This is a genomic window from Streptomyces sp. NPDC056486, from assembly GCF_042795295.1.
GTDB lineage: Bacteria > Actinomycetota > Actinomycetes > Streptomycetales > Streptomycetaceae > Streptomyces.
The window spans coordinates 1-26,881 of the sequence record NZ_JBHTSF010000125.1 but is presented as its reverse complement, the minus strand read 5'-3'; the positions used below and the strand labels follow the sequence as shown (position 1 = coordinate 26,881).

General features: G+C 69.0%; 25 protein-coding genes and 1 pseudogene. 14 read left to right on the top strand and 12 right to left on the bottom strand.

The window, feature by feature from the left end; translation table 11 throughout:
• Positions 1–45: 45 nt before the first annotated feature.
• From ACFQ7F_RS34390 to ACFQ7F_RS34360, 7 genes are all read right to left on the bottom strand, one after another.
• Complete coding sequence (locus tag ACFQ7F_RS34390; protein WP_383279307.1) at positions 46–1,755, bottom strand: dipeptide ABC transporter ATP-binding protein; 1,710 nt, start codon at positions 1,753–1,755, stop codon at positions 46–48.
• Complete coding sequence (locus tag ACFQ7F_RS34385) at positions 1,752–2,627, bottom strand: ABC transporter permease (RefSeq protein ID WP_383279304.1); 876 nt, start codon at positions 2,625–2,627, stop codon at positions 1,752–1,754. Before ACFQ7F_RS34385 ends, ACFQ7F_RS34390 begins: the two co-directional genes overlap by 4 nt.
• Before the next feature lie 11 nt (positions 2,628–2,638).
• Positions 2,639–3,616: an ABC transporter permease gene (locus ACFQ7F_RS34380; RefSeq protein ID WP_383279301.1), complete on the bottom strand. Its 978-nt coding sequence runs from the start codon at positions 3,614–3,616 to the stop codon at positions 2,639–2,641.
• Positions 3,617–3,627: 11 nt separating this feature from the next.
• The gene (locus ACFQ7F_RS34375; protein ID WP_383279298.1) at positions 3,628–5,346 is read right to left on the bottom strand and encodes an ABC transporter substrate-binding protein; all 1,719 of its coding nucleotides are present in this window, start codon (positions 5,344–5,346) and stop codon (positions 3,628–3,630) included.
• Between the two features lie 59 nt (positions 5,347–5,405).
• Entirely contained in the window at positions 5,406–6,740 is a 1,335-nt protein-coding gene (locus ACFQ7F_RS34370; RefSeq protein WP_383279295.1) for an NtaA/DmoA family FMN-dependent monooxygenase, read from the bottom strand.
• Between the two features lie 154 nt (positions 6,741–6,894).
• Positions 6,895–8,022 carry an LLM class flavin-dependent oxidoreductase gene (locus tag ACFQ7F_RS34365; RefSeq protein ID WP_383279292.1) on the bottom strand — a complete coding sequence of 376 codons (1,128 nt, stop codon included), beginning with the start codon at positions 8,020–8,022 and terminating at the stop codon, positions 6,895–6,897.
• Between the two features lie 1,159 nt (positions 8,023–9,181).
• Positions 9,182–9,496, bottom strand: a complete 315-nt coding sequence (locus ACFQ7F_RS34360; protein WP_383279289.1) for a DUF1330 domain-containing protein — start codon at positions 9,494–9,496, stop codon at positions 9,182–9,184.
• Positions 9,497–9,573: 77 nt separating this feature from the next.
• Here ACFQ7F_RS34360 and ACFQ7F_RS34355 point away from each other — a divergent pair, with 77 nt between their 5' ends.
• On the top strand, positions 9,574–10,296 hold the full coding sequence (locus tag ACFQ7F_RS34355; protein ID WP_383279286.1) for a TetR/AcrR family transcriptional regulator: 723 nt from the start codon (positions 9,574–9,576) through the stop codon (positions 10,294–10,296).
• A 149-nt stretch (positions 10,297–10,445) separates the two neighbouring features.
• Here ACFQ7F_RS34355 and ACFQ7F_RS34350 read toward each other — a convergent pair.
• Positions 10,446–10,657 (bottom strand): annotated as a pseudogene (locus ACFQ7F_RS34350) (IS5/IS1182 family transposase); the annotation flags it as partial.
• Positions 10,653–11,513 (bottom strand): SDR family NAD(P)-dependent oxidoreductase, encoded by an 861-nt coding sequence (locus tag ACFQ7F_RS34345; RefSeq protein ID WP_383279283.1) that lies wholly within the window; start codon positions 11,511–11,513, stop codon positions 10,653–10,655. The pseudogene ACFQ7F_RS34350 and the gene ACFQ7F_RS34345, both read right to left, overlap by 5 nt.
• Positions 11,514–11,599: 86 nt before the next feature.
• On the opposite strand from ACFQ7F_RS34345, the gene ACFQ7F_RS34340 reads away from it, so the two are divergent.
• Entirely contained in the window at positions 11,600–11,953 is a 354-nt protein-coding gene (locus tag ACFQ7F_RS34340; RefSeq protein WP_383279280.1) for an ArsR/SmtB family transcription factor, read from the top strand.
• 7 nt (positions 11,954–11,960) lie between these two features.
• Here the strand turns inward: ACFQ7F_RS34340 and ACFQ7F_RS34335 are convergent, their stop codons facing one another.
• Together ACFQ7F_RS34335 and ACFQ7F_RS34330 are read right to left on the bottom strand one after the other, a co-directional pair.
• Positions 11,961–13,019 (bottom strand): LacI family DNA-binding transcriptional regulator, encoded by a 1,059-nt coding sequence (locus ACFQ7F_RS34335; RefSeq protein ID WP_383279277.1) that lies wholly within the window; start codon positions 13,017–13,019, stop codon positions 11,961–11,963.
• Positions 13,020–13,065: 46 nt separating this feature from the next.
• A complete protein-coding gene (locus ACFQ7F_RS34330) occupies positions 13,066–13,881 on the bottom strand; it encodes a sugar phosphate isomerase/epimerase family protein (protein WP_383279274.1) in 816 nt (271 codons plus the stop codon).
• A gap of 303 nt (positions 13,882–14,184) precedes the next feature.
• On the opposite strand from ACFQ7F_RS34330, the gene ACFQ7F_RS34325 reads away from it, so the two are divergent.
• From ACFQ7F_RS34325 to ACFQ7F_RS34285, 9 genes are all read left to right on the top strand, one after another.
• Positions 14,185–15,618: an ABC transporter substrate-binding protein gene (locus ACFQ7F_RS34325; protein ID WP_383279271.1), complete on the top strand. Its 1,434-nt coding sequence runs from the start codon at positions 14,185–14,187 to the stop codon at positions 15,616–15,618.
• Positions 15,615–16,628, top strand: coding sequence for a carbohydrate ABC transporter permease (locus tag ACFQ7F_RS34320; RefSeq protein WP_383279268.1), 1,014 nt, complete (start codon positions 15,615–15,617; stop codon positions 16,626–16,628). The genes ACFQ7F_RS34325 and ACFQ7F_RS34320 overlap by 4 nt, the downstream gene beginning before the upstream one ends.
• Positions 16,628–17,470, top strand: coding sequence for a carbohydrate ABC transporter permease (locus ACFQ7F_RS34315; RefSeq protein ID WP_383279265.1), 843 nt, complete (start codon positions 16,628–16,630; stop codon positions 17,468–17,470). Before ACFQ7F_RS34320 ends, ACFQ7F_RS34315 begins: the two co-directional genes overlap by 1 nt.
• 5 nt (positions 17,471–17,475) lie before the next feature.
• Positions 17,476–18,696, top strand: coding sequence for a hypothetical protein (locus tag ACFQ7F_RS34310; RefSeq protein WP_383279262.1), 1,221 nt, complete (start codon positions 17,476–17,478; stop codon positions 18,694–18,696).
• On the top strand, positions 18,693–19,691 hold the full coding sequence (locus ACFQ7F_RS34305) for a hydroxyacid dehydrogenase (protein WP_383279259.1): 999 nt from the start codon (positions 18,693–18,695) through the stop codon (positions 19,689–19,691). The genes ACFQ7F_RS34310 and ACFQ7F_RS34305 overlap by 4 nt, the downstream gene beginning before the upstream one ends.
• A complete protein-coding gene (locus ACFQ7F_RS34300) occupies positions 19,688–20,665 on the top strand; it encodes a D-2-hydroxyacid dehydrogenase (RefSeq protein WP_383279256.1) in 978 nt (325 codons plus the stop codon). The genes ACFQ7F_RS34305 and ACFQ7F_RS34300 overlap by 4 nt, the downstream gene beginning before the upstream one ends.
• Positions 20,656–21,834 (top strand): mandelate racemase/muconate lactonizing enzyme family protein, encoded by a 1,179-nt coding sequence (locus ACFQ7F_RS34295; protein ID WP_383279253.1) that lies wholly within the window; start codon positions 20,656–20,658, stop codon positions 21,832–21,834. Before ACFQ7F_RS34300 ends, ACFQ7F_RS34295 begins: the two co-directional genes overlap by 10 nt.
• Before the next feature lie 72 nt (positions 21,835–21,906).
• Positions 21,907–22,719: a polysaccharide lyase family 7 protein gene (locus ACFQ7F_RS34290; protein ID WP_383279250.1), complete on the top strand. Its 813-nt coding sequence runs from the start codon at positions 21,907–21,909 to the stop codon at positions 22,717–22,719.
• A gap of 123 nt (positions 22,720–22,842) precedes the next feature.
• A complete protein-coding gene (locus ACFQ7F_RS34285; protein ID WP_383279248.1) occupies positions 22,843–22,992 on the top strand; it encodes a hypothetical protein in 150 nt (49 codons plus the stop codon).
• A 133-nt stretch (positions 22,993–23,125) separates the two neighbouring features.
• Here the strand turns inward: ACFQ7F_RS34285 and ACFQ7F_RS34280 are convergent, their stop codons facing one another.
• Positions 23,126–23,710: a TetR/AcrR family transcriptional regulator gene (locus ACFQ7F_RS34280; protein WP_383279245.1), complete on the bottom strand. Its 585-nt coding sequence runs from the start codon at positions 23,708–23,710 to the stop codon at positions 23,126–23,128.
• A gap of 144 nt (positions 23,711–23,854) precedes the next feature.
• Between ACFQ7F_RS34280 and ACFQ7F_RS34275 the strand changes: the two genes are divergently transcribed.
• The 3 genes from ACFQ7F_RS34275 (at position 23,855) to ACFQ7F_RS34265 (ending at position 26,589) form a co-directional block, all read left to right on the top strand.
• A complete protein-coding gene (locus ACFQ7F_RS34275; RefSeq protein WP_383279242.1) occupies positions 23,855–24,673 on the top strand; it encodes an SDR family oxidoreductase in 819 nt (272 codons plus the stop codon).
• Between the two features lie 67 nt (positions 24,674–24,740).
• Entirely contained in the window at positions 24,741–25,829 is a 1,089-nt protein-coding gene (locus ACFQ7F_RS34270) for an NAD-dependent epimerase/dehydratase family protein (protein WP_383279239.1), read from the top strand.
• A gap of 169 nt (positions 25,830–25,998) precedes the next feature.
• The gene (locus ACFQ7F_RS34265; RefSeq protein WP_383279236.1) at positions 25,999–26,589 is read left to right on the top strand and encodes a cysteine hydrolase family protein; all 591 of its coding nucleotides are present in this window, start codon (positions 25,999–26,001) and stop codon (positions 26,587–26,589) included.
• The last annotated feature ends 292 nt before the right edge of the window (positions 26,590–26,881 follow it).

The window sequence follows — 26,881 nt, the reverse complement described above, 5'->3', positions numbered from 1 at the left end:
GAGTCCCCAACTCCCCGGCGGGCGCCGCGTCCTGACGTATCGCCCTCAGCCCGTGCCGGCTGCCGCGGTGAGCCGGGCTCCCGGGACCGCCGCAAGCAGTTCCCGCGTGTAGGCGTGGTACGGGGCGTGGAACACCTCATCCACCGGGCCGGACTCGACCACGCCACCGGCCTTCATCACCGTGACGTCGTCGGCGATGAGACGTACGACGCCGAGGTCGTGGGTGACGAACACATAGCTGATCCCGAACTCGGCCTGCAGATCGACCAGCAGTTGCAGGATCTGCGCCTGGACCGACACGTCGAGCGCGCTCACCGCCTCGTCGAGGACGAGGATCTCGGGGCTGAGCGCTAGTGCCCGCGCGATCGCGACCCGCTGCCGCTGGCCTCCGGACAGCTCACCGGGAAGCCGGTGCAGATAACTCTCGTCCAGCGCCACCGCCTTCAGCAGCTCGATCACCCGGGCCGCCCGCTCCTGCCTGCCGGTCACCAGTCGGAAGCTCCGCAGCGGCTCGGCGACGAGCTTGCCGACCGTGTACCGGGGGTCGAGCGAGGTGAACGGGTTCTGGAAGACGAACTGCAGGTCACGACGGGCCTCCCGCAGTTCCTTGCGCCCCAGACCGGTGAGTTCCCGATCACCGACGTGCACCGTGCCGCTGTCCGCGGGGACGAACCGGACCAGGACGCCCGCCAGCGTCGACTTGCCCGCGCCCGACTCGCCGACGATCGCGTGCGTGGTGCCCCTGCGCACCACCAGGTCGACGCCGTCCAGGGCTCGCAGCTCCCGCTTCTGACCTCTGCCGCCGCGCAGGCGATAGCTCTTGGTGAGCACGTGCGCCCGCAGCACCGGGGACGCGTCGGCGGGGACCGTCCGCGGGACGCCCGACGTCGGTTCGAGGCGGCCGGTGTGCCGCCCGGGAGCCGCGTCGAGCAGACGGCGGGTGTAGTCGTGGGTGGTGCTCTCCAGTACCTGACGCACCGGGCCCTCCTCCACGATCCGGCCGTGCTGCATGACCAGGATCCGGTCGGATCGGTCCAGTGCTACGCCGAGGTCGTGGGTGACCAGGAGGATGCCGATGCCGAGTTCCTCGCGCAGCCGTGCCAAGTGGTCGAGGATCACTCTCTGGACCGTCACGTCGAGCGCGCTGGTGGGCTCGTCGGCCACGACGATCTTCGGCTTGCCCGCCAGCGCGATCGCGATGAGCGCGCGCTGCTTCATACCTCCGCTGAGTTCGTGGGGATACTGGTCGAAGACCCGCTCGGCGTCCCCCAGCCCCGCGGTGCGCAGGCTCTCCAGCGCGGCCTGACGATGCCGCGCCGCGCTCTGTTTCTCGGGCGCGTTGAACCGGACCGCCTCGGTCACCTGCTGTCCGATCCTCTTGACCGGGTTGAGGGAGGTGTTGGGGTCCTGCGGGATGAAGCCCACGTAGTTGCCACGTACCCGCGCCATGCGCTGATCGCTCCAGCCGGTGACATCGACCCCCGAGTAGGCGATCGAACCGGACCCGATCCGCGCGGAGGGCGGGAGCAGGCCGAGGGCACCCTGGAGCAGGGTGGTCTTGCCCGAGCCGGACTCCCCCACGAGCGAGACGAACTCGCCCGGTTCCACCCGGAGGCCGGCTCCGCGGACGGCCGGTGTCCACCGGCGGCGCCCCGTCCGGTAGTCGATCGTGAGGTCGGTGATCCGCAGCAGCGGGTCCTGCCTCTCCTCGGGTATGTCCGTCTCGGGTATGTCCGTCTCGGGCGCGTTCGTCATCGGCGGTGTTCCTTCCGGTACGAGGTGCTGATGCGGTGGGTGGCGATGACGACGACCGCGAGTGCCGCGCCGGGCATGATCGAGGCCCAGGGGTGGACCGCGACATAGTCACGGCCCTCGGCCACCAGCAGGCCCCACTCCGGCTGCGGCGGCGGTGCGCCGTAGCCGAGGAAGCCGAGCGAGGCGACCGCGAGCACCGCCGTTCCGACCTCCAGCGCCGCCAACGCGATCACCGAACCGAGCGAGTTGGGGACGACGTGCCGGACCATCACACTCAGCCGGCCGCCCCCGAGGCCGTAAGCCGCCTTGACGTAGTCCTGTGTCACCACGGCGAGCACCTGGGCTCTCATCACTCGCGCGAAGGACGCGATGGACGAGATGCCGACGGCCAGGGCGATGTTCTGCGTGGAGTAGCCCAGCACGGAGACCATCACCATCGCGAGCAGCAAGCTGGGGATCGCCAGGAACACATCGACCACCCGCATGAAGGCGGTGTCCACGATCCCTCCGCTGAAGCCGGCGACCAGCCCGAGGACCGTGCCGATGCCGAAGGCGACGAGGACGGCCAGCAGGGTCGCGGTCAGGGTCGTGTGCGCGCCGTACACGCTGCGGGCGAACAGGTCCCGGCCCAGTCGGTCGGTGCCGAACCAGTGCTCCGCGCTCGGCGGCGCGAAGCTGGCGGCGCTGTCGCCGTCGTAGGGGCCGTAGGAGGTGAACAGGCTGGGGGCGAGGGCCCAGCCGACCACCACCAGCACGATGATCCACGAGACCACGAGGAACGGCTGCCGCGCGAGCTCTCCGAGGCGGGTGACGAGCGGGCGGGCGAGGCCGGGCCTGGCCGGCGCGGCGAGCACGTCGAGTTCGACGGTCATCACTTTTCTCCTCAGGCCGTCAGGGGTGCGCCGGGTGAGCCGGATGAACCGGCGGTGAGCGTGGCCCGCAGCCGCGGATCAAGCAGCGGGTAGATCACGTCGACGATCAGGTTGATCACCGCGAAACTGGCCGCCACGAGCACGACGATCCCCTGCACCAGCGGGGCGTCCAGCGTGTTGATCGCGGCCTGGGTCATCCGGCCGATGCCCTGGCGGGCGAAGACGGTCTCGGTGATGACGGATCCGGCGATCAGGTTGCCGAACGTGATGCCGGCGATGGTGAACGCCGGCAGGCTGGCGTTGCGGAAGACGTCACGGACGACGATGCCGCTGCGGGTGGCTCCCTTTGCCCAGCTCGTCGTGACGTAGCCGGAACGGAACTCGGTGGCGAAGCTGCGCACGAGGAGCTGCGCGATCGGGCCCGCCACCGGGACGGCCAGCGTGATCGTGGGAAGGACGAGGCTCTTCGCGCCGTGGTCGCCGAAGGCCGGGAACCAGCCCAGCTGGAACGAGAAGATCTGCAGCATCAGGATGCCGGAGAGGAAGACCGGCACCGAGACCGCGCCCGAGGGCAGCGCCTCGACCAGGTTGCCCACCCACGCCCGGCGGGTCGTGGTCGCGACGAGCGCGATCACGAAGGCGATGAGCACGGCCAGCACCAGCGCGCCGAATGCCAGGACGAGGGTGCTCGGCAACACGTCGAGGATGGTGGCGGTGACCGAGCGGCCCGACTGCACCGAGTCGCCGAAGTCACCGGTCAGCGCGTGTCCCAGCCGGGCGAGGTACTGCAGGAGCACCGGCTTGTTGAAGCCGTAGCTGTCCGCCACCTGCTCGCGGACCTCCGGGGTGATGGTGTTGAGCTCGGCGGGGTCGAAGAGCAGGTCCACCGGGTCGGCCGGCAGGACGAACAGCAGAGCGAAGGTCAGGGTGAACGCGGCCCAGACCACGAACAGGGCCCGTCCGACCTTCAGCGCGAGGTAGCGCAGCACGACGTTCCTTCCTACTTGCCGTTGCTCTTCCACGCGTCCACGAAGTGGTTGCGGGACTGGGCGTCGAAGATGATCCCGTGGACGTAGTCCGCCTGGGCGATCACCTGCGAGGGGTTGTAGACCGGGTTCACCAGCGCGTACTTGTCGAGCAGGAGGTCCTGTGCCGCCTTGGCGTACCGCTTGCGCACGGCCGGGTCCAGGGTGAGTTCCAGCTTGCCCAGGGCCTTGGTGACCTCGTCGAGGTCGACGCCGGTCGAGTCCTTGGTGAGGTAGGAGGCGTTGCCGAGCTCGGGGTTGTACTGGAGGTTGAGGACCGCCGCGTCGTTGCGCGAGCGGTTGGCCGCGGTGACGTTCCAGTCGGTCTTCGCCTTGGCCACCTTGGCCGAGTAGTCCGGGATGGGGAGGACGGTGAGCCGCAGGTCGATCCCGATCTTCTTGAGGTCCTGCTGGATCGATTCGTAGGCAGGCTTGTTCACCACGAGGTTGTTGATGCCCAGCAGCTTGACCACGAGCTTCTTTCCGTCCTTGACCCGGATCCCGTCCGAACCCTTCTTCCAGCCGGCCTCGTCGAGGAGTTGCCCGGCCTTTTGCGGCTCGTACTTGAGGACCGAGTCGCTGTGGTCCTCGTATCCGCGGACCGACGGTCCGAGGACCGAGGTCGCCACCGAGTAGGAGTCGGTGAGCACCGTCTTCTTGATTGCCTCCCGGTCCCAGCCGAGTTGGATCGCCTTGCGTACCGCGATGTCATTCGTGGGGAACAGCTGGGAGTTGAGGTTGAAGAGGATGGAGGTGCCGGACACGCTCCTGTGGGTGATTTTGAAGCCCTGGTCGGCCAGTGCCTTCTCGTCCGTGGTGCCCACGTCGAGCGTGGCGTCGATCTCGCCGGACACCAGCGACCCGCTCCGGACGCTGGCCTCCGGGACCGTGTTGAACACGATCTCGTCCAGGTACGCGTCGCCCTTGTGCCCAAGCGCCGGCGGGGTCCAGTCGTACCCCTTGCGCTTGACCACGACGGTGTTGGCCTGCGGCTTCCACGACTTGTACGCGAACGGGCCAGTGCCGATCACCTTCGTCGGATCCGTCCGCTGCTTCGCACTCAGCTTCAGCGTCGACGGCGACAGGAAACCGGGCCCGGCGTTGGCGGTGAAGGAGGAGGCCTGCAGGAAGCTCGCGAGGGGCTTCTTGAAGCGGACGACGGCCGTGTGCTTGTCGGGCGTCCGTGTCTCGATGTAACCGGGCATCAGCGTGGCGCCGTTGGGCAGGATGTCCAACTTCTTGTCGCCCCGTACGTACTGGTCGAAGTTGGCCTTGACCGCTGCGGAGTCGAACGGGGTGCCGTCGCTGAACGTGACGTCCGAGCGCAGATGGAACGTGAACTCGGTGAGGTCTTTGTTGTACTCCCAGGACTTGGCCAGCCACGGCGTGATCTTGCCGGTGTCCGGGTCCTGCCACGTCAGCTTGTCAGTGATGTTGTCGCCGATGAGCGACTCCGCGTAGTTGGTGCCCCATTGCGGGTCCGGGCTGCGCTGGTAGTCGATCAGCGCGAACTGCAGCGTGCCGCCGCGGACGGGGGTGCCGTCGCCTGCGGCCGGGGCGCCGTCGGAGTCGTCACCGCGGGTGAGGGCGAACCCGCTCACGACGACGAGGAGGACGGCTACGGCGCCGGCGATCCAGGGCCACTTCTTGCGCTGGGGAGCGGCACGCTCGATGGAGGTGCGAAGGTCGGACATGTGTGTTCCTTGCGATCGTTGGACGAGCGAAACGGCGGGGGCTGAGGCGACGACAGGGGCTAAGCGGAGCGCACCGCCGGGCGAGCCCGTCGCGGCCGTGGAAGGCCGTATCGCTCGCGGAGCGCGGTGGCCCGGTACTCCTTCTGGAACAGTCCGCGTCGCTGCAGGATCGGGACCACCAGCCGGGTGAAGTTCTCGAAGTCGACGGCCGTGTCGGCGGCCATGACGGTGAAGCCGTCGGCCGCACCGGCGCGGAACCAGTTCTCCAGGTCGTCGGCGACCTGCTCGGCGGAACCGACCAGAAGACGGTGACCGGCGCCGCCGGCCGAACTGTGGACAAGCTCGCGGGGCGTCCTGGGACGCTCGGCGATCAACGCACGTGTCGACTCGTTGAAGCCGGCGGAGAACGCTCCTTGCGGTGGGGCGTCCGGGAGATCGTCGATGGTGATGACGTCGTCGGGCCCGAACGTGTCCGCCGACAGCCCGAGGTTGGCGGTGACGGTCGCGGCGAGCCGGTCCAGCGGGAGGGTCGCGTAGAGCTCCTGCTCGCGCTGCCGGGCCTCCTCCTCGGTCTCGGACACGAGCACGACCACACCGAGTGAGATCTTGACGTGGTCCGGGTCGCGCCCCGCCGCCGCGGCACGCCGCCGGACGTCCTCGCGGAAGGCGACCGCCTTCGACCGGGTCTGGGCCACGGTGAAGACGACATCGGCGAACTCGCCCGCGAGGCTCAGCCCGCCTTCCGAACCACCGGCCTGGACGATCACCGGCCTGCCCTGCGGCCCGGCGGGTACGGGCAGCGGGCCGCGCACGGAGAAGAACTCACCGCGGTGGTCGACGGGGTGGATCAGGTCCGCGTCGGCGTACCTGCCGCTCTCCTTGTCAGCGACGACGGCACCCGGCTCCCACGCGTCCCACAGCCGCGTCACCACGTCCAGGAACTCGTGCGCCCGGCGGTAACGCGTCTCCTTGTCGAGATGCTTGTCCAGGCCGAAGTTCGCCGCGGCGGCGGGGCTCCCGGTGGTCACGATGTTGACCGCGGCGCGGCCCCTGCTCACATGGTCCAGCGCGTTGAAGCGGCGCGCCAAGTTGTAGGGCGAGTTGTAGGTCGTCGAGCTGGTGACGACGAATCCCAGCCGGTCGGTGGCCCCGGACAGATGGGCCAGCAGGATCAGCGGGTCGATCCCGGTCTCCGGGGCGTGCTCGATCCCGGCGCCCAGGGCGGGACCGTCCCCGAGGAAGACCGCGTCGATGCCGGCGTCCTCGGCTGCCTTCGCGAGCCGCTCGAAGTGGCCTATGTCCAGGTAGGCCAGTGGATCGACGTGGGGTAGTCGCCATGCCTGCCGGAAGTGTCCGGGCGTCAGCAGCGAGAGGTTGAGATGAAAACCCGTCATGACAGTGGTGCTCCCGTTCGGGATGAGCGGTGACGCGCGGAGTCGGTGGTACATGGAGTCGGTGGTGCGCAGAGTCGGTGGTACGCGAAGTGGGTGAGGCGAAGTGGGTGAGGCGAAGTGGGTGAGGCGAAGTGGGTGAGGCGAAGACGTCGGCTCAGGTGTCCTGGAGGGGCCGCCAGCCGAGCAGCGGCGCGACTTCCTGGGCCGTGGCGGCGAGCAGGCGCAGATGCTCCTCGAAGTCGGGCACGCCGGGGACGAAGCTGACGAGCAGGTCGGTGACCCGGGCGAGCGAGGGGTCCGCGGCGAGTGCCCTGGCGATGGTCTCGGCCGGCCCGATCAGCGACCTGTCGCGCCGCAGGTATTCCTGGACGCCGAGCTCCCCGGCATCACGGTCCTTCGCAGCCCATGACTGCCAGCGGCGCACACCGGGCGTGACCGCGCGGATCGCGTCGGCGCGGTCGGGGTGCGGGTAGAGCGCACGCGAGATCTGAACACGCGGCTCGTGCCCGGCCCGGACCGTGGCCTCGTGATACGCGGCGACGAGGTCGGCTTGCTGCTCCACGCCCTGCCGACCGGACCAGTCTCCGGCCCGGGAGAGCTGCAGCCCGTCGCCCGCCTCGGCGACGGCGACGGCCGCGGCGACGGCCCTCGTCGGCTCACTCGTGGTCGCCTGCCACAACCGCCGACGCACCCTGGGGCCAGGGGGGTGCAGCACCTCCCCCGCGCTGTTGACCGGACGCCCCTCCAGGACCGAGTGCAGTCTCGCCACGCTCTCGTCGAACAACCGGTACCTGTCCTCCACGCTGTGGCCGAATGCCTCCCACGCGGTCGGGAACGGGCCTGATCCGACGCCGAGTTCGAGCCTCCCGCCACTGAGCTCGTCGAGCACGACCGCGTCCTCGGCGACGATCAAGGGGTCGGCGAGCGGCAGGACGAACACGCCGGTGCCGAGCCGAATCCGGGTGGTGTGCTCGGCGATCGCGGCCAACAGGACGAGCGGGGCGGATACATGCTCGTTCCCCTGCCTGAAGTGACGGTGGATCACCCAGCCCGAGTCGTATCCGAGTCGCTCGGCGGCCACGAACAGATCGATGGCCTGCCGGTACGCCGCGGCAGGGGTGAGGTCGGAGTCGAGGTGGAGCAGAAAGCCGAGCCGGAAGGGCCGGCCGTCCGGCACGCCGGCTCCGATCACGCCTGCTGTCTCGGGCACGGGCACCGCCCCATCGGCGCGGCGCTGGTCGGTGGCTTCGGTGGCTTCGGTGGCTTCGGTGCGAGATGTCATGAATCAATGTCCGTTTCAAGGGCGAGGGGATCGCGGCATCGCGGCATCGCGGACGGTCTCGGTGAAGGCCGCTTGCGCAGACGAAACGTCGATGTGACCGATGTGGTCGATGGCACGTGCCTTGTGCGAGCCGATGCGACCGGCAGCCTGAAGCCGCCGCAGGATTTCGCGGAACCCGGCCGCTGCTTCGTCCTTCGCCGGATCGCAGCAGAACGGATCACACGAGAAGGGCGCGGTCGCGACGGGGCGCACACACCATGCACTCGTGAAGGCAGTGATCAGCGCCGCTTCGGCGTCGTAGTTCCCGGGAGGGGTACTTCCGTCCGGCCCTGCCAGGACCGCGGGCTCGTCAGCGCACAGACGGGTCGGATACCCGAAAGGGGGGAGCCGGGACGTGGATCACGCGGCGAGGGGCCTCAACAGCGGGCGCTGGAAACCCTGAGCAGGTCGACACAGCGCTCGCTGGTCAGCAGAGGGTCCAGGAAGCTCATGGAAACAGAGTCTGTGGTGGACCCAAGTTCGTTGTCAACCATGTCTTGAACTGCGAACACCCAGATCCGGGCGGGGTCTTGGAGTGAACCGCCGACTTGTGCGGTGCACTCTGGCGCGGGTCGCGTGAGCGGAATCCGAGGGGGACGGGCTCAGCTTTCCGGAGCATCAGCAGTTGCAGACCCAACTCGAGAACGAGACAAGGTCGGATTGCCTCCGGGGCGCATCTGGACGTCACTCGCAGAGCTACTGGAAGCCGTCGCGAACGCTCTGGAAGTCAACGGCGCCCTGAACGGATACGAGCGGATCATTGAAGATGACGAGAGCGGTTGGACGGCCGCCTGCTGGCGATCCCGGCAGCGACCAGCGCTGGCCCTCGCCGCACTGTTGGCCTCCATGCTCGGCCGCTGGTTGCTGCACGCCGGGTGCTGTTCGTCCTGGATGACGGGGAGATGACCGGTGGTTTCAGGCGTGGGCTTGCTGGAGGAGCCGGAGACGGCTGCCCGGGTGCGGGTGGCGGAACCTCGGGCGGAGGCGGAGGCGGAGCGGATCGTGGCCACCTAGGCGCCGCCCGGTCGATCTTGGCCGAATCAGCCCTCGGTATCCGGTGCACCGCCGGACGCCGCGAGCCTTTCCCCAACCCTGTCCGGTCACCATGCCGGCGGCACGGCTAGGCCGGGAGGGAGAAGCCTTCCGGCGGTGCGCCCTCGACGAACAGCATTCCCAACCGCACCTTGTCCCCTCGTATCTCCCGGGCCCGCCGGTACTCGGGAGAGTCGTACCACTCCCGGATTCGGTCCATGTCGGGAAACTCGATGACCAGGAACCGGGAGGAGGCCCAGGTGCCTTCGACAGGCTCGGGCGTGGGTCCCGCGACCAGGTAATGGCCCCCGTGGCTGAGGATGGACTGCTGGGCCACGGGTGCGTAGGCCAAGCCGGCCTCTTCGTCGAGCACATCGGCGTTGACGATGACGTAAGCAGGCATGGGATTCCCCGTCTCTTTGGACACGGCGTGTACTAATGACACGGCGAAGACTAATACCTCCCTGTAACCTTTCCAAGGTGAGCATCGACGAGGGCGAACACGTCGCGGGCGTGATGAGCCGCCGGGAGCGGCTGCGGACCGAGACGAGCCGAGAGATCAAGGCCATCGCGCTGCGACAGATGGCAGAAGGCGGGCCCGGGGCGATCTCGCTGCGGGGAATCGCCCGCGAGATGGGAATGACCGCCCGCGCGATCTACAGCTACTTCCCCACCCGAGACGACCTGATCACGGCACTGATCAGCGGAATCGCCGCCTCGCTCGCGGAGGCGGTGGAAACGGCCAGCAACGCCGTGCCCGACACCGATCCCGGCGGCAGGCTGATGGCGTGGGGCCAGGCCCTGAGGGAGTGGGCACTGGCTCACCCGGAGAGCTTCCGGCTCTTCTACGGTCACCCCGTCCCCGGCTACCAGCCACCTGAGGACGGCCCGGTGGACCAGACGGCACGGCGCGTCTGCCGCGAGCTCACGCGCCTTGTGGCCGCCGCATGGCCCCACGCCCGGCACCGCCAGCCCGAGGACGCCTCCTGGTCCGACCTCCACCCGGACTACGTCGCGAAGATCCAGGCTAACCTCCCGGACGTGCCACCCGCTGCGGCGGCGCTCGCCCTGCGTGTCTGGGGCCGGATGCACGGCCTGGTGGCCCTGGAGATCGACGGCCACATCCACCCCGTCGCGGGCAACCCGGCCGCACTGCATCGCGCCGAAATGCTCGACCTGGTCAGGTCACTGGGCCTGGATTAGCCAACCGGCTGGAGACTTGGCTCCGCAACCGACAGGTGGTCCGGGCCAGCGGCGCTTCGAGGCCACACCTCCCGTCGCCCTCGTGGCTTGGCAGACGGCATGAGGAGTCAGTGAGCGCGCGTTTTCGCCGGTCAGCTACCGGCCAGCACTGGTTTCCTCGGCCAACTGGGAGTGGCCCCCTCCCGGGCGAGGCGCCTGGGCACGAGGGTGACGGCGGCCCAGGTGACCAGGGTTTCGGAGTGTGGATGAGCCGTTCGTAGTCTCTCGCGTGGCGGCGGGCGGGCATCGTCCGGGCAAGGCTGCCTTCGACGACCCGGCGGCGGGGCAGTACGACGAGGCCGGAGGCGTCCTTGGGTTCAGTACAGGCTGCGGTGGAGTTCGGGTGGTCCGCCCCGGGTGTAGCGCAGGGAGAGCGGGGCACTGCCGTCGATGTCGGTGATGCCCAGGTGCGCGCCCAGTTCAGCTCCGATCAGCGCCCTGCCGGAGAGTTGCATGAGATCGTCGGCCGCATAGAGGGCCGCGATCACCCGGCCGGTGAACTGCGGGGATTCGCGCCTGCCGGTCGGTCTGGCCTCAGCGGGCAGCGCTGCGAAGTGTGCTCGCGCGCGCTCGGTGTCCAGGCCGCCCATCCAGATCGAGACGGCGGCGACGTCATGGGGGCGCAGGTCCTTTGCCATGTCGGCGGCCATCTTGTCGGCGCCGGCTTTCTGGGCGCCGTAGGCGGGGCCCAGGTGATAGGACACAGCACCGTAATGACCTGTATTGACGATCAGTCCGCGGCCATTGGCGATGAGCAGGGGCGCGGCGTGGAAGCTTGCGACGTAGTGCGATCGCAGGCCGACCGTGAGGAGATCGGCCGCATCCAGCGGCTGTTCCCAGAACCTCCCGGCGGGGGCGGCGTTGACCACCTGGGCCGCGTTGTTGACCAGGATGTCGAGGCGACCGTGATCGCGCCCTACCCGGGCGAACAGTTCCGCCACCGCTTCGTCGTCGGAGTGGTCGACGGCCACTGCGATGCCTTTGCCACCCGCTTCATCGATGAGAGCGGCGGTCTCATCGATCGTGCCGCCGTAGGGCGAGTCGGACGATCGGCGGCTGCGGCCCGTCACGTAGACCGTCGCGCCCGGCTGTCCGAGTGCGAGGGCGATGCCTTTGCCTGCTCCTCGACTGGCTCCGGTGACCACCGCCACGTGTGGCCCGCTGATCGACGCTGACATGGCTTACCTCATTAAGTTAGACGTAGGTCGAACACCGACAACTGTACGATGGTCATCGAACATGTCAAACGGAGGAAGGGGCCGCCATGACCGAACCGGTCGCGCGCCGCGCCAGAAACCTGGTTCATGCCGATCCGACAGAAGTGAGCCTGCAGGACGCACTCGACGCCCTCTCCGACCCGGTACGACGCTCGATCCTGCGCGAATGCGCCGGTGAACCGGACTTCAGCCGGGCGTGCGGAACATTCGACCTACCGGTGTCGAAAGCGACCGCAAGCCACCACTTCGCCGTGCTACGCGCCGCCGGGCTTCTGGAACAGGTGGACAAGGGCGCACGCAGACTCAACCGGCTTCGCCGGCCCGAGTTCGACGCACGCTTTCCTGGTTTGCTGGCGCTCGTTCTCGCAGAAAGCGCGCCGCCCCGGTCACCTCAAGACTGAGAGGATCTCAGCTCGGCGGCGCGCTGGTCCCGCGGACCAGGAGGTCCATCGGGATGTACCGGGGCTCGGTGTCGCCCCCGTCGGCCATCAACGCCTCCAGCATCTCGGTGGCCTGTCGGCCCAGTTCGTGGCGGGCCAGCGATGCGGTGGTCAGCCTGCGCGAACTGGGCAGGTCGTCCAGGGAGATGTCGTCGCAGCCGATCACCGACATGTCCTCGGGGATGCGCAGGCCCGACTCCTCCAGGGCGGTGAGCGCGCCGAGCGCCACGAGGTCGTTGTAGGCCACGACCGCGGTGACTCCGGCGGCCCGCACCGCATCGGCCGCGGCATATCCGTGCTTCGCCGTGTGGCCGCAGGGGATGACGGTGACGTCGAGGCCGAACGCGGCCGCGGCGTCGAAGGCCCGGATGCGTTCGGCGTTGGCCCAGGAGGCCTCGGGCCCGCTGAGGTAGGCCACCCGGCGGTGGCCGAGCTGGGTGAGGTGTCCGCAGGCCAGGGTCATCCCGCCGTAGAAGTCGACGGAGACCGAGGGGACGCTCAGGCCCGGCACGATCCGGTTGACCAGCACCACCGGGTGGTCGTGCAGCGGCAGGTCGAGGAGCGCGGCGCGGTCCATGCGCGGCGAGCACAGCAGCACGCCGTCGCAGCAGCGCATCAGGTCCTCGGCCAGCTCGTGCTCGCTCGCCGGGTCCTCGTCCGACTCCATCACCATGACCCGCCGCCCATGCGAACGGGCCACGGCGGACACGGCCTTGAGCAGATCGGGGAAGTAGGGGTTGGAGAGGTCGGGCACGAGCACGCCGACGGCGTCGGTCTCGCCACGGGCCAGGCCCCGCGCGGCGGCGTTGGGCCGGTAGCCGAGCTCGGAGACCGCTCCCTGGACACGGCGCACCAGGTCGGGATCGACCCGGGCCGTGCCGTTGAGGACGCGGGAGACGGTGGAGGTGGAGACCCCCGCTGCCGTGCCGACATCGGTGATGGTCACCCGTCGGCGGCCCGCGCCGCCCTTCCTGCCGGTGGTGTCCGGCTCCCCGCCCGTCACGCCCGATGTTCTCGAAGTCGTCAACCCTGCTCCCCGATCCCTGTGCCTGTCGGCCAACGTAGCGCCTCGCTCAGCGTTCCCGCTGTCCGGTCCCCGGTTCAAGCAGCAGTCCGCGCAGGTACGCGAGGTCCCGGCGCGCCGACGCGAACGGGTCGTCGGTCCGGTAATGGACATGCAGAGAAAGCGCTCCCTGATAGCCGAGTCCGGCGAGACCGGGCAGCACGGTGGGCCACGGCACGACGCCGCCGTCGGCGAGCGGCTGCCAGCCGCAGTTCCAAGAGCCTGGCGACGTTCCCGGTTCCCACACGGCGTTCTTCACACCCACGCAGCCGACCCGGTCAGGACCGCCGAGAGCGTCGACGGTGAGGCGCCAGTCCTCACTGCCCTCCTTGGCCTGGTTCCCCGGGTCGGGGTGGACCAGGACGTCGTCGAGGCCGGACAGGAGGCGAAGCGCGTACGCGGCCGAGGGGTGCAGGGTGCCGTGGTGCAGCGCGAGCAGGAGCCGGACTCCGTGACGATCGGCGAGCGCGGCGAGTTCCGCGAGGTCACGCCGGGCCCGGTCCAGACCGGCGGCGTAGCCGATCTCGGCGTCGTAGCGATAGAAGCCCACGCGCACCAGGGGCACGCCCGCCTCGGCGCAGTGCCCCAGGATGCGATCCGCCGTTCGGTCCACTGACGTCAAGTCGGTACTTACAAGGCCGAGTTCGAGCCCGATGCCACGCAGGGCGCGGGCGGTGTCGCCGATGCGCGACGACGTCTCCGGTGTGACGGTCTGTCCCTCTCTGACAAGGAGGTCCGCGCCGTCCGCGCCGGCCTTGGACAGCTGTGCGGCGAGTTCCTCGGGCGGCAAGGCCCCGAACGGCTTGGTGAGAACGAGGACGCGCACGGCGTACTCCCTTTCGGCAGCGACAGGGGGTGGTGTGAAAGCGTTCCCTCAACTTAGCTCATTGATTCGTTGACGATGGATCGATCACACGAACTGCCAGGTCAGCGGCGTCAATTGAGTCAGTTGGTTCGATCGCCCGCGAGCCCCTTCTGTGAAAACGCTTGCTCAGCCTCTTCCCACGCCCTAACGTCATCCGCGATTCAGCCCCCGGAGCAGTGAGCCGATCGGGCCGCCGACTCAACGAGATCTCAACGAGAGCAGGAGCCGACGATGGGGACAGCACACAGGCGTGGAGGATCCAGGATGGGAAGGCTGGCGACGGCTTCCCTCCTGGTGGTGCCGCTGCTGGCGGCGTGCGGCGGAGGGTCCGGTGGATCCTCCGGCACCGTGCTCAAGGTCTGGGACTACTCGGCCGAGCAGTCGGACTTCCACAAGAAGGCCGCCGAGGAGTTCCACCGGCAGCACCCCGACATCACGGTGCAGTGGCAGTCGATCGCCCAGGACGAGTACAAGCGCACCCTTCCGCTGGCTTTTCAGAGCCGGCAGGGCCCGGATGTCTTCTATTGGAGCGACAACGGCCCGCTGGCGATGTCGCAGCTGCTCGGACAGAAGTGGATACAGCCGCTCAACGGAGGGGCGTCGCTGCCCGCGAACTTCACCAAGCGGTGGCCCGAGGGTTCGTTCGTCGACGGCGTCAACCGCATCGACGGAAAGACGTACGGCTTCCCGCTGTCCGAGAGCACGTACTGGGGCCCCGGCTACATGTTCCTCAACAAGAAGGTCTTCGAGCAGGCCGGGCTCGACACCGCGAAGCCACCCACGACCTGGTCCGAGTTGAAGAGCGCCTGCGCGACGATCAAGGAGAAGACGAAGGCGTACTGCATCGCCGCGCCGACCAAGGACGTCGACCTCCAGCGCACCTTCTACGCCCTCGCCGCCGGTGAATACACCGTCAACGACTGGTTCTTCGACTACAAGAAGGGCACGTTCTCGCTGGCCGAACCGCAGGCGCAGAAGGTGTTCGCGTTCATCCAGGAGCTCAAGAAGGACGGCTACCTGGCGCCCGGCAACAACGACAAGAACTTCACCCGGCAGCAGTTCGCCACCGGTCAGGCCGGAATCACGATGGACGGCACCTGGCTCCCCTCGGTGTTCAAGACCCTCGGCCTCGGCTCATCGGACTACTCGGTCGCCGCCCACCCGGTGCCCGACTCCGGTTCCCAGGGCGCCCTGTGGAGCCAGCCGGACGGCAACAAGTACTGGGTGAGCGCCCAGTCCAAGCAGTCGAAAGCAGCCTGGACCTTCCTCAACTGGATGACCGAGCCCGACGGTTACTTCGCCAAGGAGTACCTGAAGGAAGGCTTCGGGACGCTGGCCTTCGCGGACAACGCCAAGTACGTCAAGGACCCGGCGATGCGCCAGATCATGCGGATCGCCGACAAGCCCGGCTACCGCGTCAAGCTGCCGCTCCCCGTCACCAAGTGCCCCGACCTGGTGAAATCCACGGCGTACGTAAAGGCCATCGGCGAGCGGCCCACTTGGGAGTACGAGGCGATGGCGGGCGCGCTCAGCGGCGACAGGTCGCTGAAGCCGGAGGCCGAGCGGATCGTCGCGCAACGCCAGAAGACCCTGAAGGACCAGCTCAAGAAGGAGGCGGCGCAGGGACTGAAGGTGTCCCTCGACTGCTTCACGTTCCCGGACTGGTCCTACACGGCCGATCACAAGGCGGCCAAGTGAGCGCCGTACAGACGGAGTTGCCGCGCGACGACACCGCACCCCGCCCCGACGGCAAAACGGTGCGCCACCCCCGGCCTTCGGCACCGCTGGACGGCAACCGTGAACGCGCCAGAGGGCGCGACCGCCTGTGGGTGGCCGCCTTCCTCGTGCCCTTCCTCGTCCTGTATCTGGGGTTCACCCTCTGGCCGCTGGCTGCGACGGTCTACTACTCGTTCTTCGACTGGTCCGGCACCGGCCCCATCGACACCTACGTCGGCGGCGGCAACTACCGGCGCATCCTGAGCGATCCGCTCTTCTGGCAGGCCGTCGTCAACACGCTGCTGTTCGCCATCGGCACGACCGTGGTCAAGCTGCCGCTGTCCCTCCTGGCCGCACTGGTGATGACGAGGAAATGGCTCAGGGCGAAGAAGGCCCTGCGTACCGTCTTCTTCGCGCCGCTGATCATCCCCGTGGCGATGGCGGGACTGGTCTTCACCTACCTGCTCAACCCGTCGAACGGGGCGCTCAACTCCGCGCTGCACAAACTCGGTCTGACCGACGGTACGACGGACGTCTTCGCCGACCGCTGGACAGCGATGGCGACCCTCGTCCTCATCTCCGTCTGGCAGGTCTTCGGGCAGTACATGATCTATTGGATGGCGGCGCTGCAGAACGTGCCCGAGGAACTGTACGAAGCCGCCGCCCTCGACGGCGCCAGCGAGTGGCAGAAGCTCACCCGGATCACACTGCCGATGATCCGCCCGGTCGCCGTGGTCATCGTGATGCTGGCCCTTGTCAACGCGATGCACGTGTTCGGACTCGTCGTCACGCTCACCGGCGGCGGCCCCGGCACCAACACCTACGTGGTCTCGTACTTCATCTACAAGCAGGCATTTGGATCCATGCCCTTTGCCTACGGCTACGCGTCGGCGGCCGCCCTGCTCTTCTCGGTCATGGCGTTCCTCCTCGTGATGAGCCAGGGCTACTTCGTGCGCCGTGCACAGAAGACGCGTAAGGAGTACGGAGTCTGATGCCCCGTCGCAAACTCTCCCGGCCCGCACGCGCCAACCTCGTCGCGCTGCCCCTGCTGATCGTGGTGGGCCTGGTCTGGATCTATCCCTTCCTCTGGATCGTCACCGGCGCGTTCAAGACCCAGTCGGGTCTGTTCACCGGCGGTGCGAGCCTCATCCCCGACCAGTGGAACTTCGACAACTTCCAACGTGCCTGGGTGGACGCGGGGTTCTCGAAGTACTTCTTCAACACGGTCCTGTACGCGGTCGTGTCCACCCTCGTCGAGCTCTTCAAGTCGGCGCTGTGCGGCTACATCCTCGCCCGCTACGACTTCCCCGGGCGCAAGCTCCTGCACCGGCTGATCGTGGCGACGCTGTTCGTCCCGGTGGCCTCCATCGTGATCCCCCAGTTCGTGCTCGTGGACAACCTCGGGCTCCTGAACACGCGGGCCGGTGTCATCCTCGCCATGTCCGGTGCGGCGGGCGCGCTCTACGTCCTGCTCTTCATCGGCTTCTTCTCCGGAGTGCCGAAGGACCTGTTCGACGCGGCGAAGCTCGACGGTGCCGGATTCCTGCGCACGTTCCGCCTTGTCCTGCCGCTGGCGAAGCCCGTCATCGCGGTGGTCGTCATCTTCCAGTTCATCAGCAACTGGAACGAGTTCAACATCCCGCTGGTCTTCACGCTCGGTCAGCCCGACCTGCAGAACCTGGCCGTCGGAATGCTGTCCTTCAAGGGCGAACACTCCGTGGACTGGACGGGTTTCGCCGCCGGAATGACCCTGTCCGTCATCCCGATGCTGTTGGTCTTCATCTTCTTCCAGAGCTATTTCGTGCGCGGCCTGGCCGGCGCGACCAAGGAGTGACCCCTGTGACAGCCACTCGGCCGGGCGCCGCCGACCTCAGCGGTGCCTTCGCCTACACGTGGGATCTCGTGGGCGACCCCGGCGCGGCCGAACGCATCGCCGCACTCGGCGTGGGCTCCGTCGTCCTGCAGGCCGCGTACCACTCGGCGCGCGCCATGACCCCGTACCACCCGGTCCACCGCACCGTGCACGCCACCCACTCCGCGACCTACTTCCCGCTCGACCCCGGCCCCTGGCGCGGCGCGAGACTGCGGCCGACCGCACCGGGCTGGGCCGTCGACGTCCCCGACCGGTTCGGCAGCGCGGCCACGGCCCTGCGCGGTCAAGGGCTGCGGGTCGAGGCCTGGCTGGTGCTCACGCACGGCACCGCGCTGGGTGAGCAGGCCCCCGAACTGACGGTGCGCAATGCCTTCGACGAGCGGTACGGGTACGCCCTGTGCCCGGCACAGCCCGACGTGGCCTCGTACATACGGCGGTTGGTCCGTTCCTTCTGTACGCGCTACGACACCACCGAAGTCCCCACGCTGATGCTGGAGGCCTGTGGCTGGCTCGGATTCGAGCACGGCAGCCAGCACGAGAAGACGGCGGGCTCCGACCTGACCCGGGCGGCCCGCGATCTGCTGTCGGTGTGCCTGTGCGCCGCGTGCCGCACCGGCATCGCGGCCGCCGGAGCGGACCCCACCGAGCTCGCGCACGCCGTGCGCCGCACTGTCGACACGGAGCTGCGGGGCGGTGCACGCGCGCGCACCCTTCACGAGGCTCTCGGCGAGCAGGCGGCCACAGCGCTCCTGCGTCACCGGCAGTCCGTGATTGAGCAGTTGACGCGAGACGTGGCCGCCGTGGCGCCGGGCCGGGAGCTGCTGCTGATGGCGGACGGCGACCGCCAGGCCACCGGCCCGGATGTCGGGCTCGACCTCGGGCGGTTCCAGGGCCGCGCCGATGCTCTCGTCCTCAAGTGCTGGGACGACGAGAACAGATCCGTGGCCCGCGTCGAGGCGGCGGTGCGGGCCACCGACCGGCCCGTCATCGCGAACGTCTCCGTGCTGGAGGAGCACCCCGCCCGTGTCACCGGACGGGTGGCGCGGCTCCTGGAGGCGGGCGCACAACAGATCCGCTACTACCACGCAGGCCTGGCCTCACCCGCTCGGCTCCAGGCGCTGCGCAGGGCCGACGCATACGCGCGGGAAGCAGCACGAGCGGCACGGACAACCGAGGGAGCAGCATGACGAGCAAGCGACGCACGGGGCTGTACGTCATGGACCCGGCACGTTTCGACGACGTCTACGGGCCAGCCGAACGTGCCCTGATCGAGACTCACTTGACCATCGAGCGGCCCCCCTGCTCCGCCCCCGAGCTGACTGCGGAGGCGCTGGCCGACATCGACGTGCTGGTCACCGGATGGGGCGCACCCCGGCTCGACGCCGCGCTCCTCGACAAGGCGCCACGGCTCGATCTCGTGCTGTACGCCGCCGGGTCGGTACGCCCCCTGGTGACCCCGGAGTCCTGGGCGCGCGGCGTGCGGGTCACCTCCGCCGGGGCCGTGATCGCCGACCGGGTCGCGGACTTCGCGCTCGCCCAGATCCTGTACGCGCTCAAGCACGGCTGGCGCTACGTCCTCACCGCGCGTCGCACCCGGGCGGCAGCCGAGCGTCGCAGCGAACTCGGCACCGCGGGCGCCACCGTCGGAATCGTCTCCCTGGGCGCCACCGGGCGCGCCACCGCCCGGCTCCTGACCCGGCACGGCGTACGCCTGCTGGCCCACGACCCGTACGTGGCCGACGCCGACGTCCGGTCCCTGGGCGCCGAACCGGCCACGCTGGAGCGGCTGTTCGGCGAGAGCGACGTGGTGAGTCTGCACGCACCGCTCCTTCCGGAGACCCGCGGCATGGTCGACGCGCGCCTGCTGCGCTCGATGCGCCCCGACGCCACCCTCGTCAACACCGCGCGCGGCGGCCTCGTCGACGAACCCGCGCTGGTGACCGTACTCAAGGAGCGCCCCGACCTGTTCGCCGTACTCGACGTCACCGATCCGGAGCCCGCCGCCGACGGCTCGCCGCTCTTCACCCTGGACAACATCGTGGTCACCCCGCACCTGGCCGGCAGCCTCGGCCCGGAGCGGCGACTGCTCGGCCGGGCCATGGCCGACGACCTCGACCGGTACGTCACCGGGCGCCCGCTGCGCCACGAGGTGGTCGCCACGGCAATGGAGCACGCAGCATGAGCAACGCCGCCTTTACCCTCGTCATGGTGCCGCCGCTGTCGACGGAGACCCGCGCCTGGCCCGACCGACTCGGCAAGACTGTTCCCGGGATCACGGTGCTGAGCCCCGAGGACCCCGACGCGGTGCGTGCAGCGCTGGCCCGCGCCGATGCCGCGTACGGGACACTCGCTCCCGAACTCCTCGGGGCCGCACGGCAGTTGCGCTGGCTGCAGGCCCCGCAGGCGGGCCCCCCGCCCGGCTTCTACCACGCGAATTTGGTGCGTCATCCAGCCCAGGTCACGAACATGCGCGACACCTACACCGACCATGTCGCCGCCCACACCCTGGCCCTCGTACTGGCCCTCGCCCGGCAGCTCCCCCGCTACGTGAGGGAACAGGCCGCCGGTCAGTGGGCGCCGGACTGGTCGGACGGCGCGGTCCTGCCGCTGGCCGAAGCGAGTGCGCTCGTCGTGGGCACGGGCGCGGTCGGCGCGGAGGCGGGGCGGCTGCTCGCCGCGTTCGGTACGCACGTGGAGGGCGTCGACCCCCGCGTCACCGAGGCACCGCCCGGCTTCACCAGGGTGCTGCCGCCCGACCACCTCGACCGGGCGCTCGGCCGGGCGGACCTCGTGATCCTCACGGTGCCGCACACACCGAGCACGGAGGGCCTGATGGACGCCGACCGCCTGGCGGCCATGAAACCTGGGTCCTACCTGGTCAACGTCGGTCGCGGCCCCACCGTTCGCCTCGACGACCTTGTCGCGGCGCTGGACTCGGGGCACCTGCGAGGCACCGCCCTGGACGTACTGGAGCGGGAGCCGCTGCCCGCGGACCATCCGCTGTGGCGTCACCCCGGAGCACTGATCACCCCGCACGTGGCGGGAGCCGGGCCGCACGCCGCGGAACGCAGGTACGAGGTGCTCGCCGAGAACGCCCGACGGTTCGCCGAGGGACGGCCGTTGATCAACGTAGTGGACAAGACGCAATGGTTCTGAACCCCGAGGCCGAGACCCGGTCGCCCTCCGCTGCCACCACCGTCGAGCGCATCGAGGTCTTCACCGTCGCCCTGCCGACGCTGCGGGAGTTCACCGTCGCGGGCGGAGCCGTCACCACCCCGGGACGGCCCGCCATCCGCGTGCTCGTCAAGGTCACCGCGACCGACGGCACCACGGGCTGGGGCGAGGCGACCCCGCTCCCCTCCTGGACGTACGAGACCACCGAGTCCATCGTGTCGACCCTGACCCACTACCTGGCGCCCGCCGCCACCGGCCTGCCGCTGTGGGACCTCGACGGTCTCGTCCGGGTCTGCGACCGGGCCATCCGGCGCGGCTGGTCGACGGGGATGCCGCTGGCCCGCGCCGCCCTGGACGTCGCCTGGCACGATGCCCTGGCGCGCTCGCGCGGCGTGAGCCTGGGTGAACTGTGGGGCAGACGGCGCCACGACACGGTCGAACTCTGCTGGATCGTCACGGGAGTTGACGCATCCGCCGTCGCCGATTCCCTCGCCGAGGGCCGAGCGGCCGGATACCGCCAGTTCAAGGTGAAGGCGGGGCTCGAACCCGGGCAGGACGTCATGGCGGACGTCGCCCGCGTGGCCGCCGTCCGTGCAGCGGCGCCCGACGCGACGCTGATCGTCGACGCCAACCAGGCCGGCACTCAGGAATCCGCACTGCGCTTCGCCCGGCGCCTCGCCCCGCTCGACGTCGCGGTGCTCGAACAGCCGCTGCCCGCCAATGACATCGACGGCCTTCGCCGACTGCGGGACCTCAGCCCGGTGCCGATCGCCGTGGACGAGAGCCTGCGGCACCCCACCGACCTGGCGTCGTTCGTGCGCCTGGGCGCCATCGGCATCGCCGTGGCGAAGGTGCAGCGCTGCGCGGGCCTCACCCTGGCGCTGCGCCAGTGCCAACTGGCCGAGGACTGCGGAGTCTCGCTCATGGGGTCGGGTCTCACCGAGTCCGACATCGGCCTCGCCGCGTCCCTGCACCTGTTCGCGGCCCACGACCTCATCGCACCCGCCGACCTCAACGGCCGGCAGTTCCTCAGCAGTCCCTACGCGACCGGGCCCGGGATCCGGGTGCGTCAGGGAGTGGCCGAGGTCCCGACAGGGCCCGGCCTCGGTATCGGCATCGACGAAGGGATCGTACGAGAACTCGCCTGTTGAGCCGTATCCGGCGGACGGGTACGGCCGCCCACCCCCCTGGGTCTGTCATGGCCCTGCCATAAGGAGTCGCACATGAATGGTCAGGCACCTACGCGCGGTTCGCGCCGCGGTTCACATCGCCGCACTCTCTCCTGTCTCGCCGCATCGGCACTCGCCGCGAGCCTTCTCGTCACGGCGCAGCACGCGTCGGCCGCTGCACCAGAGGCCGCCGCCTGCCCTGCTCCGGCCTCCGCCATCGGGCTGAGCAAGGCGTGGAAGCTCCAGCTGCCCCTGCCGAACAGCTCCGGATCACCGCTGGAGGTCAAGCAGCCCGCCCTGGCGACGTACAACAACGCCCCCTGGTTCACGACCACTTCGGTCTGCGACGCGATCAGGTTCCGGGCCGCGGTCAACGGCGCCACCACCAGCAACACCGGGTACCCGCGATCCGAGCTGCGCGAGATGACCTCGGGAGGCTCGGGGAACGCCAGTTGGTCTTCCACGGACGGCACCCACACCATGGTGGTCGACGAGGCGATCACGCATCTGCCCGCGGACAAGCCGCACATCATGGCGGGCCAGATACACGACGAGACGAGCGACGTCACGTCGTTCCGCCTCGAAGGCAGCAGCCTGTACGTCACGTCGTACAACAACACGCACTACAAGCTGTTGACCTCCAACTACCAGCTGGGCGACCGCTTCCAGGGCAAGTTCGTCGTCCACGACGGGAAGGTCGACGTCTACTACAAGGGCACGCTCCAGGCCACCATCGCCGCCGACTTCGGCAGCGGCTACTTCAAGGCCGGGGCCTACACGCAGGCGAACTGCAACAACTCCTCGCCGTGCGGCACATCGAATTACGGTGAAGTCTCCCTGTACAAAGTCACCGTGACGCACTCCTGAGAGGGCGGCGCCCCCGGGCCGCGCCCCGGGGGCGCACCGCCGAATTTCAAGCCCGCTATGGCATGGCCGAGGACATCAACGTAGAGCGCCCGCGAAGACGGCGCGGTTGGCGGTGGTGTAGTCGTGCTCACGCCTGGACCAGGCGATCCGGTCGAGAACCTGTTCATGGTCGGCCACGCCAGATCGCTCACCCCCGACGAGGTGCGCAAGCTGGTGGAGTACGCCCTGCACGGCCTGCTCGCCCCAGCGCCTACCACGGCAGCCAAGCCGTAGGTCGCACCAGGAGCCGCCTCCGGGGGCCGCACCCACTGCCAGGCAGGAAGATCCGCAGCCCTCTTCAGGCGCACGATTACGAGGCTGGAGGCTGTCGGCCGTGCAGTTGCGGCGGTAGCGCAAGTGGATGCGGTCAGTCGGCGGGACGGGCGGGTTCCGCCTCGCGCAGGCAGCGTTCGAGGCGCCGCTGGAAGTCGTCGAAGGACTCGTCCGCGGGCCAGGTCTGATAGGCGGTGAGGGTGGCGGTCACCGCGAGGTTCTGCCACAAGGTCACGGTCAGCTTGTCGGACTCGCTGTGGCGGTCTGCCGCCCAGTCACGAAGGTCGGTGAAGAACTGCTCGCCGAAGCTCTGGCCCGACTGGGCGAGGGCGGGCGACTGCGCCTTGAGCTCGCGCTGGAGCGGCATACGCTCGCGCAGGCTCTCGCAGAACCCCGTCAGGATCGCGGTGAGCGAGTCCCAGAGCGGCTCATCGGCGGGCCGCCCGTTCATCAACTCCTGCCAGTCGCTTCGCTCTTCGGGGTCCTGGTCGAAGACCACGGCCTCCTTGCTGGCGAAGTAGTTGAAGAAGGTGGCGCGCGAGATGTTCGCCGCCGCCGCTATCTGCTCGACGGTCGTGGCCTCGTACCCCTCCTCGTCGAAGAGCCGCAGGGCGGCGGACCGGATGGCGCGCCAGGTCGCCAGCTTCTTGCGCTCCCGCAGATTCATGGTTCCTGCCATGCGCGTCATTCTACGTCTCCATTCATGGACGGGTTTACGTTTGGACGAGTTCATATTTGGACTCGTCTAACTTTTGGCGCTACGGTGGAGTCAGCCGCCGGAGGTCAGCTCCAGACGGCACCCCATCCCAAGGAGTCCCGAGTCATGAGCAAGGTCTGGTTCATCACCGGTACGTCTCGCGGCCTCGGCCGCTCGTTCGCCGAGTCCGCGCTGGAGCGTGGCGACAAGGTCGCCGCCACCGCCAGGAACATCGCCGCACTGGACGATCTGGTCAGCAAGTACGGCGACGACGCGGTTCTGCCGCTGGCGCTGGACGTCACCGACAAGGCGGCCGTATCCGCCGCGGTGTCCGCCGCGCACGAGAAGTTCGGCCGCCTCGACGTCGTCGTCAACAACGCCGGCTACGGCCTCTTCGGCATGGTCGAGGAGATCACTGAGGAGCAGTTGCGCGACCAGATGGAGACGAATCTCTTCGGCGCGTTCTGGGTCAGTCAGTCGGTGCTGCCGATCCTGCGCAGGCAGGGCACCGGTCACATCGTGCAGATCTCGTCCGTCGGCGGCGTGACCGCGTTCCCGTCACTGGGCGCCTACCACGCCTCCAAGTGGGCGCTCGAGGGCTTCAGTGAGTCCCTCGCACAGGAAGTCGCCGAAGCCGGGATCAAGGTCACCATCGTCGAGCCGGGCGGCTTCAGCACCGACTGGGGTGGCTCCTCCGCCACTCAGGCAGACCCGAACCCCGACTACGACCAGGTCCGCGAGGCCATCGCGGCCCGTTTCGGCAATGCCCGCTATGCCGCCTCGTCCGACGCCGGCTCCGCTCTGCTGCGCATCGTCGACGCCGAGGACCCGCCGCTGCGGGTGCTGTTCGGCACGGAACCCATCGAGATCATCGAGCCCATCTACGCCCAGCGCCTTCAGACCTGGGCCGACTGGGAGCACGTCTCCCGGATCGCACAGGGCTGACCGGCCCAGAAGGCTGAACCGACAGACCTTCGTGCGGGCACCACTCAACTGTGAAGGACGGAACAGAATGAGCACAGAAGACTCCTCCCCCTCTCTCCTCTCTCTCCCCGAAGGCGAGAAGGTCCTGGTCACCGGCGGCAGCGGCTTCGTCGGCAGCCACACGGCCGTCCGCCTGCTGCGCGAGGGGCATCACATCCGTGTGGCGGTCCGGGGGCCCGCACAGGAGGCTCAAGTCCATGCGGCGCTGCAGCAGGCCGGGGTCGATCCCGCGGACCTGCTGGAATTCGCCGTCGCGGACCTCAGCGCCGACGACGGCTGGGCACAGGCCATGGACGGGGTCGCGCACGTGCTGCACCACGCGTCCCCCTTCCCGCCCACTCCTCCCGAGACGGAGGACGAAGTCGTCCTCCCCGCCCGCGACGGTGCGCTGCGGGTGATCGCCGCCGCCCGGAACGCCGGGATCCCGCGGGTCGTGATGACGTCCTCCTTCGCCGCGGTCGGGTACACCCTGACGCCCGACGACCACTACACGGAGGAGAACTGGACCGACCCGGACACCCCAGGTCTGCCCGCCTACCACAAGTCGAAGGTGCTGGCCGAGGCGGCGGCGTGGGACTACGTCCGGACCAACGGCGGCATCGAGCTGGTGGTCGTCAACCCCACCGGCATCTTCGGTCCCCAACTGGTCGACCGGCCCTCCGGCTCACTCGGGCTGATCAAGGCCCTGATGTCCGGCGAGATGTCCGTGGTGCCGGTCTGGAACTTCGGCGTGGTCGACGTACGTGACGTCGTGGACCTGCATCTGCGCGCGATGCTGCACCCGAAGGCGGCGGGCGAGCGGTTCCTCGCCAACAGCGGGTCGTCGAGCCTGTTCGCCATCGCGAACATCCTTCGTGAGCACTTCCCCGCCGCGGCCGACCGGCTGCCCGCCTCGGAACTGACCATCGAGCAGGTGCGCGAGGCCGCGAAGACCGATCCCGTTCTGCGGGACGCCGCCGTTCTGGAGGGCCGGATCCCTGACATCAGCAACGAGAAGGCCCGTTCCATCCTTGGCTGGGAGCCCCTCGACGTCAGCGACACCATCGTGGCAACCGCTGACAGCCTGATCCGGCTGGGTGCCGTCACCCTGCCGGGGCACGGCAGCTCCACATCGTGACCCTCACCTGACCAAGCCATACTCCCTCGGCCTCGTCCTGGTCGCGGCGGGCGCCGCCGTCCTCCTGTTGACCGTCCTCGACCGACGCCTCATGGGGCGTGACCGGAACCGGCAGACCGGCACCTTCAGCCCCCCGTACCTCAGAACAACCCACCAAGGAGCACCACCCATGAGCACCACCCCTGCCCTCGACCCCCAGCGGACTGCCCTGCTGGCCATGGACTTCCAGAACGGGATCATCGGCCACATCCCAGGCGCCGACGCGCTCATCGAGCGGGTCGGCGGCGCCATCGCCCACGTCCGTGCCGCAGGCGGCACCATCGGCTATGTCCGCGTCGCCTTCACCGACGACGACTGGGCCGCGGTCCCCGAAAGGAACAAGTCCTTCAGCGCGGTCGCCGCGGCAAGAATGCTCCACCACGAGGAGGCTGCCACCCAGATCGACGCGCGGATCGCCCCCGCGGACGGCGACATCGTCGTACGCAAGATCCGCTACGGTGCGGGCTCCACCACCGACCTCCACCAGCAGCTGCGTGACCGCGACATCGACACCCTGATCCTCTCCGGCATCAGCACCAGTGGCGTCGTCCTGTCCACCCTCATCGACGTCGCCGACCGCGACTACCGCGTCTACGTCCTGACCGACGGCATCGCCGACCCCGACCCCGAAGTCCATCGGATCCTGGTCAACGACGTGTTCCCCTCCCGCGCCCATCTGATCGACACGACTCAACTGCCCGAGCTGCTCAACGCCGCCTGAAGCGCCATACTCGGCGCACGCCTGGCCCAGCGGGGCCGCCCATCGACACTGTCGGTGCTCACCTGCAAGCCACCAAGGGTTGAGGGAGCCATAACTCAGCCGTAGCCGCGCGGAATGTCCGAATTCCCAGCCCCGGAAGGGGCGGGAGGCTCGTTCACCTTATGGCTGCCGCTCCTTGTGGTAGCCATGCCGGTCCGCCTAGGCCGTGTCTTCAAAGTGGGCGGAGCCAGAGGAGTGTTGATGCCAGGGTGACGGCGGCTTTGAAGGACGTCGCGGTTTTTTCGTAACGGGT